This is a genomic window from Streptomyces anthophorae (genome assembly GCF_049310305.1).
Taxonomy (GTDB): Bacteria; Actinomycetota; Actinomycetes; order Streptomycetales; family Streptomycetaceae; genus Streptomyces.
The window spans coordinates 5,673,514-5,686,451 of record NZ_JBLWQQ010000001.1; the positions used below are offsets into that span (position 1 = coordinate 5,673,514).

11 protein-coding genes are annotated in these 12,938 nt (G+C 71.0%); 6 read left to right on the top strand and 5 right to left on the bottom strand.

The window, feature by feature from the left end; genetic code table 11:
• The first annotated feature begins 6 nt into the window (after nt 1-6).
• A complete protein-coding gene (locus tag ACNYS0_RS25855; protein WP_422476845.1) occupies nt 7-606 on the top strand; it encodes a histidine phosphatase family protein in 600 nt (199 codons plus the stop codon).
• Nucleotides 607-630: 24 nt separating this feature from the next.
• Here ACNYS0_RS25855 and ACNYS0_RS25860 read toward each other — a convergent pair whose 3' ends face one another.
• Complete coding sequence (locus tag ACNYS0_RS25860) at nt 631-2,007, bottom strand: NsdA family TPR-like regulatory protein (protein ID WP_422476846.1); 1,377 nt, start codon at nt 2,005-2,007, stop codon at nt 631-633.
• Between the two features lie 290 nt (nt 2,008-2,297).
• Between ACNYS0_RS25860 and ACNYS0_RS25865 the strand changes: the two genes are divergently transcribed.
• The gene (locus ACNYS0_RS25865; RefSeq protein WP_422482779.1) at nt 2,298-2,738 is read left to right on the top strand and encodes a hypothetical protein; all 441 of its coding nucleotides are present in this window, start codon (nt 2,298-2,300) and stop codon (nt 2,736-2,738) included.
• Between the two features lie 33 nt (nt 2,739-2,771).
• Complete coding sequence (locus tag ACNYS0_RS25870) at nt 2,772-3,644, top strand: spermidine synthase (protein ID WP_422476847.1); 873 nt, start codon at nt 2,772-2,774, stop codon at nt 3,642-3,644.
• 151 nt (nt 3,645-3,795) lie between these two features.
• Here ACNYS0_RS25870 and ACNYS0_RS25875 read toward each other — a convergent pair whose 3' ends face one another.
• Entirely contained in the window at nt 3,796-4,353 is a 558-nt protein-coding gene (locus ACNYS0_RS25875; protein ID WP_422476848.1) for a hypothetical protein, read from the bottom strand.
• A gap of 100 nt (nt 4,354-4,453) precedes the next feature.
• On the opposite strand from ACNYS0_RS25875, the gene ACNYS0_RS25880 reads away from it, so the two are divergent.
• The 3 genes from ACNYS0_RS25880 to ACNYS0_RS25890 all read left to right on the top strand — a co-directional run bounded on the left by ACNYS0_RS25880 (nt 4,454) and on the right by ACNYS0_RS25890 (nt 7,743).
• A complete protein-coding gene (locus ACNYS0_RS25880) occupies nt 4,454-5,158 on the top strand; it encodes a response regulator transcription factor (protein WP_422407489.1) in 705 nt (234 codons plus the stop codon).
• Nucleotides 5,155-6,588: a sensor histidine kinase gene (locus ACNYS0_RS25885; protein WP_422476849.1), complete on the top strand. Its 1,434-nt coding sequence runs from the start codon at nt 5,155-5,157 to the stop codon at nt 6,586-6,588. Before ACNYS0_RS25880 ends, ACNYS0_RS25885 begins: the two co-directional genes overlap by 4 nt.
• Nucleotides 6,589-6,720: 132 nt before the next feature.
• A complete protein-coding gene (locus ACNYS0_RS25890) occupies nt 6,721-7,743 on the top strand; it encodes a chitinase (protein WP_422476850.1) in 1,023 nt (340 codons plus the stop codon).
• 103 nt (nt 7,744-7,846) lie between these two features.
• Here the strand turns inward: ACNYS0_RS25890 and ACNYS0_RS25895 are convergent, their stop codons facing one another.
• From ACNYS0_RS25895 to aspT (ACNYS0_RS25905), 3 genes are read right to left on the bottom strand one after another with little or no spacing between them, the layout of a single operon-like run.
• Entirely contained in the window at nt 7,847-9,499 is a 1,653-nt protein-coding gene (locus ACNYS0_RS25895; RefSeq protein ID WP_422476851.1) for a bifunctional aspartate transaminase/aspartate 4-decarboxylase, read from the bottom strand.
• Nucleotides 9,500-9,527: 28 nt separating this feature from the next.
• Entirely contained in the window at nt 9,528-11,231 is a 1,704-nt protein-coding gene (aspT, locus tag ACNYS0_RS25900; protein ID WP_422476852.1) for an aspartate-alanine antiporter, read from the bottom strand.
• 16 nt (nt 11,232-11,247) lie between these two features.
• A complete protein-coding gene (gene aspT / locus ACNYS0_RS25905) occupies nt 11,248-12,924 on the bottom strand; it encodes an aspartate-alanine antiporter (protein WP_422476853.1) in 1,677 nt (558 codons plus the stop codon).
• Nucleotides 12,925-12,938 lie beyond the last annotated feature (14 nt).

The window sequence follows — 12,938 nt, forward strand, 5'->3', positions numbered from 1 at the left end:
CTCCTCATGGCACCGCGCATCCTGTTGGCCCGGCACGGACAGACCGAATGGTCGCTGTCCGGACGGCACACCGGGAGGACGGACATTCCACTCCTGGAGGAGGGCAGGCGCGGCGCGAAACTGCTCGGTGAGCGGCTCGGGCGCGCGCCCTACGACGGCCTCGACGGCGTCGAGGTGCGCACATCACCGCTGGTGCGCGCGAGCGAGACGTGCGAGCTCGCCGGGTTCGGCGAGCGGGCGACCACCTGGGACGCGCTCCTGGAGTGGGACTACGGGGCGTACGAGGGGCTGACACCGGCGCAGATCCAGGAGCTCAGGCCCGGCTGGTTCATCTGGCGGGACGGGGTCCCGCAGGGCGAGACGCTCGCCGAGGTGACGGCGCGGGCCGACGAGGTCGTCGCGTGGGCGCGCTCCGCCGACCGGGACGTCCTGGTCTTCGCCCACGGCCACATCCTGCGCTCGATCGGGGCGCGCTGGCTCGGTCTCCCGCTGGACTTCGCCGCGCGGATCCGGCTGAACCCGACGTCGCTTTCCGTACTGGGATGGGCGTACGGGGAGCCCGCACTGGAGTCGTGGAACGAGACGGGCCACCTGACGGCGGGCTGACCCGGGGCGGGTCCCCGGAAGTGCCTACGCCGAGCGGCGCGACAGCGCGTGCGTGTCCAGGAACGTGGAGACGCCCGGCGCACGGCGGTGCGGCAGCAGTACGCGGGCCGTCGCGGCCAGCATGCCCTCGATGCGGGACGAGCGGACGTCCTGGAGGAGGTTGAGGGTGCGCAGACCGGCGGAGGCCGACTCGTCGGGCTGGCCCGCGCGCGCCAGGTCGTCCGCCAACTCGGCCGTGTAGAGCGCCATATTGCGGGTGAAGTGCGGGTCCTGGAGGGCCACCGCGCGCCGCGCGTGCACGGACGCGCGGTCCCAGCCGCCCAGCGCCGACCAGCACTGCGCCTCAAGGCCCTCCAGCTCGGCCTCTCCGTAGAACGACATCCACTCCGGATCCGCGTCCGACCCCCCGCGCGCGAACAGCGCCTGCGCGCGGGCGAGGGAGCGTTCGCAGGAGGCCTGGTCGCCGAGCCCCGCCCAGCCGCCCGCCTCGCGCAGCGCGAGCAGCGAGAGCAGCCGGGGCGAGCCGAGGCGGGCCGCCACGCGGGCCGCGGCCTGGGCGGCCCGCACGGCCTCGCGGGGGCGCCCCGCGTCGCGCGCCAGGAACGCCGTGTTGCAGAACGCGTGCGCCTCCAGCGCCTCGTCGCCCGCCATCCGCGCCGTCGCGAGCGCCTCCGCGTAGTGCGAGCGCGCGTCGTCGAAGCGGCCCGAGTCGTGGGCCAACCAGCCGACGGAGATGGCCAGTTCGCCCGCGCCGGCCTGGAGGCGCTCGGCGCCCTCGCGGCGGCCCGTGCCCGCGTCGAGCAGCTCGAAGGCGGTACGCAGCGGGGCCGAGGCCCGCCGGTACAGGCCGTCGGCGCCGTGCCGGTCGTCGAGCAGCCGGATCCGCCGGATCGCCTCCTCGACGGCGCCGATCCCGGCCCGCGCCGGATGCCGGTCGAGGTCCGCGGGCAGTGCGGGGACACCGAAGGGGGTCAGGGCGGCGACGGCCACGGTGGCCGTGGAGCCGGTCATGCCGGTCATGAATGCGCGACGTCGCACGTCGCTCTCCTTGTTCTCTGCGTGGCACGTGTACTGCCCGTCGGCGGAAGCAGCCGCGGGGCGCGCGCCCCGGCCACGTACCGCGGAGCGGGGCGCGAACCCCAGGTCCGCGAGGGTCCGGCCCGGGAACATGTGCAGGAACACCCGCTCGTACGCGTAGTTGGGGCAGCGGATCTCGCCCGCCTCCACGCGTCCGATGTAGCGCGCGTCGCAGCTGACCCGCTCCCCGATCTCCCGGGCCGCGCGCCGCACCGCGGCCGCGAACTCACCGGGCGAGCGCTGACCGCGCAGCTCTCGGAAGGCGAGGTTCGGCCGTGGAGACTGCGGCGTCGAGGTGTCCGGGGCGATCGGCGACGACGTCATGAGCGGGTCCTCCCGTGCGAACCGTGCCGGACGGCAGGGAAGTTGGGAGCGCCCGGGGCCCCGAGGGGGAGGGCTGCCGCGACTTCCTTGTTCCGGCGAGGCTCGAAGGTACCGGCTGTCACGGTCGCGACACGCTGGGTTTGGCTACAAACCGGATATCTCACCCACGATCCGCCATGAACTGCCATCCTTTGCGGCGGCGTGCCGCCGTAGCGGTTGACGGCGCGTGCGCGTTGAACCATGCGGCGAATCCCCACGAGTGAGGAGGGGCCGACGTGTTGAACGCGTCCATGCCCACGGTTTCACTGCCCACGCCCCCCACGACGGTGCGGCACCGGCCGAGCGAGGAGTGCAGCGCGTCGCCGCCCGGCGACTGCGACCTGGTCACGGTGCCGGCCCGGCAGGGCCTCGAAGCGGTCGACATCCTGCGCCGCGGCTGTACGGAAACGGTTGGCCCGGTGCTGCACGACGGGGGCGGCGACACCCTCGGCTTCCTCGTCCCGCCCGGCACCGCCGACGGCTGGGACGTGCCCGGCAGCGACTGCACGCAGACGCGGGGGCGCGGCCTCGCGATCGGTGTGCGGCCGGACCCGCCGGTCGAGGGCACGGGCTGGCTCCTCCCGCCGGACCCCGCGGAGCGGCCCTCGGACCTGGTCACCGACCCCGCGGTGCTGCGGGCCGCGCTCGACGAGGCGGCGCGCATGATCGACGCCGCGGACAGCTGCCGCTGAGCCGAACCGCGCGCGGCCGTCGATAATGGCCGAATGGCAAGGTCGCGAGGGAAGCAGGCGCAGGGGCGCGCGGGGCGGGAGGCCGTGGTCGAGGAGGTCGACGGCGGGCTCGCCGAGCTGGTGCCCGACCGGGACCGGCCGGCCGGCTGGACGCTGCTCGTGGACGGGGCGCCGCAGTCCCACGTCGACCTCGACGACCCGTCGTATCTTTCCTTCGAGTACCAGCGGCGGATCGGGCACGTCATCGATCTGGCCGCCGAGCGGGGGCGGCCCGTGCAGGCCGTGCACCTCGGCGGCGGGGCGTTCACGCTGGCGCGCTACGTCGCCGCCACCCGGCCCCGCTCCACGCAGCAGGTCGTGGAGCGTGACGGGGCGCTGGTCCAACTCGTGCGGGGGGCGCTGCCGTTGGATCCGGGGCAGCGGATCCGGGTGCGGACCGCCGATGCGCGTGAGGCGCTCGCGAAGCTGCCCGACGACTGGGCCGACGTCCTCGTCGCCGATGTGTTCAGTGGGGCGCGCACGCCCGCGCATCTCACCAGTACGGAGTTCCTGACCGAGGTGCGGCGCGTGCTGCGGCCCACGGGGACGTATGTCGCCAATATCGCGGACGGGCCGCCGCTCGCGTATCTGCGGGGGCAGATCGCCACCGCGGCGGCCGTCTTTCCCGAGCTGGCGCTTGTCGCGGATCCGACGGTGCTGAGGGGGAAGCGGTTCGGGAACGCGGTGCTTGTCGCGTCCGCGGGGGTGTTGGGTGTGGGTGAGCTGACCCGGCGGGCGGCGGGGGATTCGCATCCGGGGCGGGTTGAGCACGGTAAGGCGCTTGTGGATTTCGCGGGTGGGGCGGTTGCGGTCACCGACGCTTCGGCCAAGGCGTCTCCGGCGCCGCCGCCGTCGGTGTTTCGGTAGTCGTTGCCTACGTCGCGGGGCTCTGCCCCGGGCCCCGCGCCTCAATCGCCGGCGGGGCTTGAAAACCGTGTCCCGATCGGCCGGCGAGGGAGAAAAGATCGGGGCTCTGCCCCGGACCCCGCTGCTCAATCGCCGCAGGGGCTTGATCGGGTCAGTAGTTGGCGATCTCGACCGTGGGTTCGTGGTCGTGCCAGGTGCAGAAGGCGGAGACCTTTTTGTCGGCCGAGGTGAATTCGACGCGGATCCATGTGGGCTGTTTCCAGACCTGGACCGACCAGCCCGCCGCCGGTGTCGCCGAGACGAGGGTCGCGGAAGATTTCTGGAGGTCGAAGACCGCGCGGCCGCCCGCCGTCGCGTAGCTCTTGACGGAGCCGGAGGGCGGCGGGGCGGGGGACGTCGTGCGTGGGGTGGGCGTGGGCCTCGGGGAGTGTGACGTGCGGCTCGGGGACGCCGAAGGGGCGGAGGCCGACACCGACGGTTCCGGGCGGTGGGTCGAGGAGGAGACCGGGGGCTTCGCGGTCGGTTCGTCCTGGGTCGCCACGACGGGGAGCGCCTGCGGCGGGTCGTACACGGTGCCCGCCATCACCGTGTGCACGCCCCACCACGACAGCGTCACCGCCGCCCCGGTCGCGAGCAGCCACGCCACCCCGTGCACCAACCGCCGTCGGGCGGGGTGCGGGCTGCGCGGGGTTCCGGGGGTCTCGTGCATCGCGGGCCATACTGCACCACACCCGCCCCGGCTGTCCCGCGAGGCCCGTGACCACCCGAACGAGACCCGGAAACCGCCGGATGGCGTACGGTGCCGTCCCATGGCAAGTGTGCTCGTGGTCGAGGACGACCAGTTCGTACGCTCAGCCCTCATCCGGCACCTGACCGACGCCGCGCACACCGTGCGCAGCGTCGGCACGGCTCTGGAGGCGCTGCGCGAGGTCGCCCATCTCCGCTTCGACGTGGTGATCCTGGATCTTGGCCTGCCCGATCTCGACGGGGCCGAGGCCCTGAAGATGCTGCGCGGGATCACCGACGTACCCGTGATCATCGCCACGGCCCGGGACGACGAGGCCGAGATCGTGCGGTTGCTCAATGACGGTGCCGATGACTATCTGACCAAGCCGTTCTCGCCCGAGCACCTGTCCGCGCGGATGGCCGCCGTGCTGCGGCGCTCGCGGGGGAACACGGCGGCCGAGCCGCCCTCGCGGGTGATCCGGGTCGGCGGCCTTGCCATCGATCCCTTGCGGCGGCAGGCCGAGCTCGACGGTGCGCCGCTGGATCTCACGCGGCGCGAGTTCGATCTGCTGACCTTCCTCGCCGGGCGGCCCGGCGTGGTCGTCGCCCGCAAGGAACTGCTCGCCGAGGTGTGGCAGCAGTCGTACGGGGACGATCAGACCATTGATGTGCATTTGTCCTGGCTACGGAGAAAGCTTGGGGAGACTGCCGCGCGGCCGCGGTATCTGCACACCCTGCGCGGCGTCGGTGTGAAGCTGGAACCCCCGCGGCCGGAGCCCTCGCCTTGAGGTGGGCGCTCGTCAAGGTGTGCCTCGCCGTCACGACGATGGTCGTGGTCGCCTTCGCCGTCCCGCTCGGCCTCGTGATCAAGGAGATGGCGCGGGACCGGGCCTTCTCCAACGCCGAGCGGACCGCCGCCGCCATCGGCCCCACCCTCTCCATCACCACTGATCGCGACCAGCTCGACCGCGCCCTCGCCACCGCGCAGACCGGCGGCGAGGACCGGATGTCCGTGTACGTGCCGGCCGGTGGCGGGCACGAGGAGATCCGGCTCGGGGAGCAGCGGGTCGGACGTGACCGGCTCGACATCCGGCAGGCCACCGTCGTGGACGTGCCGGGCGGCTCGGTGTGGCTTCAGCCCATCGCGGTGAGCACCGGAAAGATCGCCGTCGTCGAGGTCTACGTGCCCCAGGACGAGGTCACCAACGGCGTGACGACCGCATGGGTCGTGCTCGGCGGGGTCGGCATCGCGTTGATCATCGGGTCCGTGGCGGTCGCGGACCGGCTCGGCGGGCGGATGGTGCAGCCGGCCCAGCGGCTCGTCGGGGCCGCGCACGACCTGGGGGACGGCAAGCTCGGGGCGCGGGTGCCCGAGGACGGGCCGACCGAGCTGCGGCTCGCCGCCGTGGCGTTCAACTCCATGGCCGATCAAGTGGTGCAACTGCTTGCCAACGAGCGGGAGTTGGCGGCCGATCTGTCGCATCGGCTGCGGACTCCGCTGACCGTGCTGCGGCTCAACGCCGCCTCGCTCGGGGACGGGCCCGCCGCCGAGCAGACCCGGGCCGCCGTGGAGCAGCTGGAGCACGAGGTCGACACCATCATCCGGACGGCCAGGGACGCCAAGCCCCAGACCGCCGCCGCGGGGCCCGGTGCCGGCTGCGACGCCGCCGAGGTGATCCGCGAGCGCATGGACTTCTGGTCGGCGCTCGCCGAGGACGAGGGCCGCAAGGTGCGGGTCGCGGGCGTCGACCGCCCCGTACGTCTCCCCGTCGCCCGCGGGGAGCTGGCGGCCGCGCTCGACGCGCTGCTCGGCAATGTGTTCCGGCACACCCCGGAGGGCACCGCGTTCGCGGTCGACGTGCACCGGGCGGAGGGTGCCGTGATCGTGCTCGTCTCCGACGCGGGCCCCGGGATCGCCGACCCGGAGGCCGCGCTGGCCCGCGGCACGGAGGGCGTCGAGGTCGGCTCGACCGGGCTCGGCCTGGACATCGTGCGCCGGGTCGCCGAGTCCACCGGCGGCGACGTGCGCATCGGCTCGTCCGTGCTCGGCGGCACCGAGGTGCGGATCTGGCTCCAGCTGGAGGGGTACCGGCCGGTCGCGGGGCGCCGCGGGCACGGTCGGCGCGGCCGGGACCGAAAGGGCGGGAACGGCAGCCGAAAGAAGTCGGTCGTGCACGGATTGGTATCGACCTTTAACCGGTCCCGATCCCTCACTTAAGCCAACCCTAAGATCCTCAACGCCCTTCCCCGTTGCCCGAATTGCCGGGTTGTGGATCGCTAGCGTGCTGCCGCGCCCCACCTTCTCGTGGGCGCACCCACACCCCCCACGCACATCTAAGGCAGGCACGCGATGAGCAGCAGCACGCACCGGCGCAGGATCAGCGGCAGGAAGAAGGCGGTGGGCGGTGTCGTGGCCGCCGCGCTCGTGGGCGGCGGCGCGTTCCTCTTCGCCTCCGGCGCGTCCGCCGAAGTGACGGACGCGGGCGCCGCCTTCGCGCCGTACGTCGACACCTCGCTCCAGCCGAAGTTCGACCTGGTCGGCTCCTCCAAGGCCACCGGCGTCAAGGAGTACAACCTCGCCTTCATCACCTCCGGCGGCGACTGCGCGCCGAAGTGGGGCGGCGTCACCGACGTCGGCAGCGACGAAGTCGCCGCGCAGATCGGCGACTTGAGGTCGGCGGGCGGCGACGTGCGCGTCTCCTTCGGCGGCGCGAGCGGCACCGAGCTGGCGCAGGCCTGCTCATCGGCGGGCGACCTGGCGGCGGCGTACCAGAAGGTCATCGACCAGTTCGACCTCACCAAGGTCGACTTCGACATCGAGGGCGGCGCGCTGCCCGACACCGCGGCCAACACCAAGCGCGCCGAGGCGATCGCGAAGCTCCAGAAGGACAACGCGGGCCTGAACGTCTCGGTCACCCTGCCGGTGATGCCCGAGGGGCTCACCCAGGACGGCGTGAACTTCCTCAAGAACGCCAAGGACAACGGCGCCTCGCCCGACCTCGTCAACATCATGGCGATGGACTACGGGGCCTCGTACAGCGGCGACATGGGTGACTACGCCGAGCAGGCGGCGACCGCCACGCAGGCGCAGGTGAAGTCGGCCCTCGGCCTGTCGGACGCGGACGCCTGGAAGGCCGTCGCGATCACCCCGATGATCGGCGTCAACGACGTCTCGTCCGAGGTCTTCAAGGTCGAGGACGCCACCCAGCTCGTCTCCTTCGCCAAGGAGAAGGGCCTCGGCGGTCTTTCCATGTGGTCGGCGACCCGCGACAAGGCCTGCGAGGGCGGGGCCTCCGACTCGGCGCAGCCGACGTGCAGTTCGATCGAGCAGGAGGCGGACGCGTTCCAGAAGGCGTTCGCGAAGTTCAACTAGCCCCCCCCGCACGGCCGCCGCGCCCCACCGCGCCCCCACGCAAGCGGAAGCCCCGACCGGCTCACCCCCCATCCGGCCGGGGCTTTCGTGGTGCACGGGTGGCCTACGCCTGCGAGGTGCGCCACTCCTCCGCGTAGTCGTTGAAGATGCCGCGCAGATGGTGGCCGATCTTCAGGTAGTCCAGGTTGTCGAGGTTGGCGAGGGAGACGCGGACCGACCACTCGGGGCCCTCGAAGCCGCCGCCGTTGAGCAGCACCACGCCCGTCTGCTGGGCGAGCCGGAACAGGGCGTCGACGGGCTCGTAGTTCTTCTCCAGGAACCGGGCGAACGCCGTGCCGTGCACGCGCTCGGCCTCGGCGAGGAGGTCCAGCTCGATGTAGTAGGCGGCCCGGTGGGGATCCTCGTGGATCTTCATCTGGGCGCCTTCGAGGAGCAGGTCGAGGCGCTGGCGGACGATGGAGCGGATCTTCTCCTTGTACGCCTGGCCCTCCTCCAGCATGTCGAAGAGGGAGAAGAGCGCCATCATCACCTGCTGCGGCAGCGACAGGCCGGCCGTGTGGTTGAGCGCCACCTGCCGGGAGTCCGCGACGAGCCGGTCGATGAATTTGATCTTCTCCGGCTCCAGGGTCAGCGAGCCGTACCGCTTGTTCAGCCGGTCCTTCTCCTCCTGCGGGAGCTGGGCGATCCGCTCGTCGATGATGTTGTCGTCGTGCAGCCCGATCACGCCGAGCCGCCAGCCCGTGCACCCGTAGTGCTTCGAGTACGAGTAGACGAGCAGGGTGTTGCGCGGCAGGTCGGCGGCGATGGAGCGGAAGCCCTCGACGAACGTGCCGTACACGTCGTCGGTGACGAGCAGCAGGTTCGGGTTCTTCGTCGCGACGATCTCCTTGATCTGGTTCGCGACCCGGGTGCTCAGCGCCAGGGACGGCGGGTTGGAGGGGTTCACCAGGCAGACCAGCTTGATCTCCGGGTCCGCCAGCTTGGCGACCTCCTCCTCCGGGTACCGCCACTCGCGCACGCCCGTCTCGGCGAACTTGCTGGCCGAGATGTAGGTGACGTCGAACTCGTAGGTGTCGAGCTCGGGGATCTCGATGTACGGGGTGAACACCGGGACCATCAGCGCGATCTTGTCGCCCTTCTTCAACAGCCCGTTCTTCATGAGGGAGTCGAAGATGTAGCACATGGCCGCCGTGCCGCCCTCGGTGGCGAACAGCGACAGGTTGTTGTCCGCGGGCGCCTTCTTGTCGAACATCTCGTCCGCGAGATAGCCGCGCACCACCTGCTCGCCGTGGACCAGCATCCGGTCCGGCACCGGGTAGTTGTCGCCCGTGATGCCGTCGGTCAGCTCGTGCACCCACTCGTCCTTGTCGAACCCGAAGCGCTGGATGCCGTGCTGGACGCACTGCGCGAGGAGTTCGATGCCCGGCAGGTCCGGGTGGCGGCGCACGAACGTGTCGAAGCGCTCGTACGCGCCGTGCTTCTCCGGCATTCCGCCGAGGTTGTCGGCGGTCCACACGCGCCGCGACTCCTCCAGGGCGAAGTAGCCGAGGGCGTAGAACGCCTCGCGGGGTCCGGTGGCGATCCAGTTCGGGTTGCCGCGGCCCGCGTTGAGCATCTGGCGGCTGGACTTCTCCTTCTGGCCCGGCTTGTCGGCCTGTGCCTGCTCGGCGAGGTCGATGAAGATGTTCTTCAGCTCGAAGGGGGAGAGCTGGGCGTACTGCTGGATCTCTTCGCGCGTGAACGTCGTCTTGGTCATCTGTGGTCCTTAAGTGCGGTGCGGGGGCTCAGTGTTGGAGGAGGACGATCACGGCGCCCCAGATGGTGAGGAGGACGTTGCCGACCGCGTACGGGATCGTGTAGCCGAGGGTCGGCACCTGGGAGCGGGAGGACTCGTTGATCGCGCCGATCGCGGCGGTGGTGGTCTGGCCTCCGGCGAGTACGCCCATCAGGATCGGGAAGCGGATCTTCTGCACGTAGTGGCCGAACAGGAAGCCGACGATCAGCGGGACGACGGTGGCGACCGCGCCGAACACCAGCAGGCCCCAGCCGGCGTCGGAGAGCCCCGAGGTGAAGCTCGGGCCCGCGTTGATGCCGACGATGGCGACGAACATGCACAGGCCGAGCGTGTCCATGAACCACTGGGCACCGGGCGGCACATTGCCGTACGTCGGGTACTTGCCGCGGATCCAGCCGAAGACCAGGCCCATGATGAGCGCGCCGCCCGAGGTGGACAGCGAGATGGGGACGCCGGAGACGGTCAGTGCGGGGATGCCGATGCAGCCGCCGAGGAAGATGCCGAGCCCCACCCAGATCATGTCGGTGGCGAACGAGGTCGGCACCGGTTTGCCGAGCGCCGCGCCCGCCGGGTCCACCAGGCGCTTGGGCCCGGTGAGCACGAGGGTGTCGCCGCGCTCGACCTTCGAGGAGAGGCGGTAGGGGAACTCGGCGCCCGAGCGGTAGATCTTGTCGATGTAGACGCCGACCATGAACGGCTCGCGGCGCAACTCCGCTACGGTGCGGCCCAGTTGTGCCTTCTCGGACGCCACCACGTGCAGCGTCTCCGTCTCGTAGCCGAGCAGCTCGACGTCGTCGGTCTCCCTGCCGATGTGGGTGCGGGCGTCGTAGTCGACGAGCGAGCCGCGCAGCGCGCTCACCGCGACGATGTCGCCCTCGCGGAGCACGGTCTGCTGGGTGTGGTCGAGGATCTTCCCGTCGCGGCGCACCCGGGTGAGGTAGATGCGGTGGCCGAGCTCCTTCTGCTGGTTCTCGAAGTCGTCGATGGTGCGGCCGACGATGTCGGGGCGCTCGATGGTGTAGGCGCGCAGGACCACCTCGTAGTAGCCCTCGGCGAGGTCCGGGTCGTTGTCGGGGGCGTCCAACTCCTTCGCCATCTGGGCCGATTCGGCGGCGAGATCCTTCTTGTAGAGCCTCGGCAGGATGTTGGCGAGCAGCATCGCGCACAGGATGGTGCCGAGCGGGTACGTCACCGCGTAGCCGATCGCGACGAGGTTCGCCTCGTGCTTGGCGTCCCCGGTGGACAGGCCCGGCAGGGTGCCGATGGCGTCCTGCGCGACACCGATCACGGCGGACTGGGTGAGGGCGCCGCCGAGCAGTCCGGCCGAGAGCCCGGGGCCGTAGCCGAGCATCGCGGCGAAGACCCAGCAGATCAGCAGGCCGGAGACACAGACCACGACGGCGTTGAGGACCTGCGGCAGGCCGTCCGTCTTGAGGCCGCGGAAGAACTGCGGGCCGACCTTGTAGCCGAGGGCGAACAGAAACATGATGAAGAACAGGCTCTTCACCGTGCCGTTGATCTCGACGCCGGTCCAGGCGCCGAGCAGCAGGCCCGCGATGAGGCAGCCGGTGACGGCGCCGAGCGCGATGGCCTTGTAGCGGATCTTCCCGAGCAGGAAGCCGAAGGCGACCGTGAGGAAGACGAGGAGTTCCGGATAGGGCTGGAAGATGTTCCGGTTGAGGAAGTCGATCACGTCGCGGAGCGTCCTCTCAGTTGCCGAGGATGCCGACGAGCACGGGGCCCGTCAGCGGGAGCAGGAAGTTGGAGAGGGCGTACGTGATCGTGTAGCCGAGCATCGGCACCGACGACTGCGCCACCTGGGTGACCGCGGTGATCGCGGGGGTCGAGCACTGCTGTCCCGCGATGGCGCCGATCAGGAGCGGTTTCTCGATCTTGAGCAGCTTGCGCCCGATGATCAGGGAGATCGTCGCGGGGATCAGCACCATGGCGATCCCGGCGAACGGGAGCAGCGCCCCGTACTCCTTGATCAGCGGCCAGGCCTGCGGCCCGGAGACGAGGCCCGTGCAGGCGATGAAGACCGCGAGCCCCATGTCCTTGATGGTCGAGGCGGCCTGCGGCGGGAACGCGCCGAAGGTCTGCGAGCGGGAGCGGAACCAGCCGAAGAGCAGCCCGGAGATCAGGCAGCCGCCGCCGGTGCCGAGCGACATCGGGATGTCGCCGAACTTGACCACGACCTGTCCGAGCAGCGAACCGGCCGCGATGCCGAGCCCCAGATAGATGAAGTCGGTGGCGTCGTTCTTGACCACCGAGCCGATCCGCGCGACCAGCTTGTCCAGGCCCGAGCGGGCGCCCACCAGGGTCAGCACGTCACCGCGGTGCAGCACGGTGTCCCCGGTGGCGGGCATGTCCTGGTCGCCGCGGGTGATGTCGGTGACGTAGACGCCGTCCTGGTAGAACTCGGGGTTCGCCTTCTGCACCTCGTCGATGGACCGCCCGTCCAGCTCCTTGTCGGTGACCGACACCTCGCGGGAGGCGAGCGGTGAGTCGAGGCCCGGCACGCCCGGTGTCTCCGGGCCGACGATCCGGCCCGCGTCGATCACGTTCGCCCGGCGGCCGACCAGGAGCACCAGGTCGGAGAGGGTGAGCTCGAGCCCCGGCGTGACGTCGAGGACCTTGCTGCCGCGCTTGACCGCCTCGACGGTGACCCGCTCGCCGAACGAGGACCGCAGATCGCCGACCGTACGGCCATCAGCGGTGGTCACCAGGTACGTGCGGCCCACCATGCCCGGCAGGGCGGGGCGCTCGTCCGCCTCCAGGCTGCCGCGGCTGCGCGTGCGCTCCCACAGTTCGCGGGCGGCGTCGCGCAGGTTGATGCGCATCATCATCGGCATGATCTGGCTCGTGTAGAGCACGATCGTGATCAGGCCGAAGAGGTAGCAGACCGTGTACGCGGTGGCGACGTTGCCCTGGTACTCGGTGATCTGGGCGGCGGTGAGGTCGCTGAGCTTGCCGATGGACTCGGTGGCCGTGCCGACCACGGCGGACTCGGTGGCGGCGCCGGCCAGGATGCCGGAGGCGGTGCCGACGTCCAGGTCGAACCAGCTCGCGAGGCCGAGCGCGATGCCGATGACACAGACCAGTTCGATGCCGCACAGCACGAAGAAGCGCAGGCTCTTCTTGTTGAGGTTGCGGAAGAACTGGGGCCCGGCCATGTAGCCGAGCGCGAAGATGAACAGCGCGAAGAACACGGTCTTCACGTCGTCGGAGACATGGGCCTTGGTCCAGGCCCCGAGCAGCAGCGAGACGATCAGCGTCCCGCAGATGCCGCCCAGCGTCAGCGGCCCCACGCGCAGCTTCCCCACGAGGTAGCCGAGCGCGAGGCTCACGAACAGGACGAGTTCCGGATGGTCCTTGAGCACACCCATGGCGCTTCAGGACC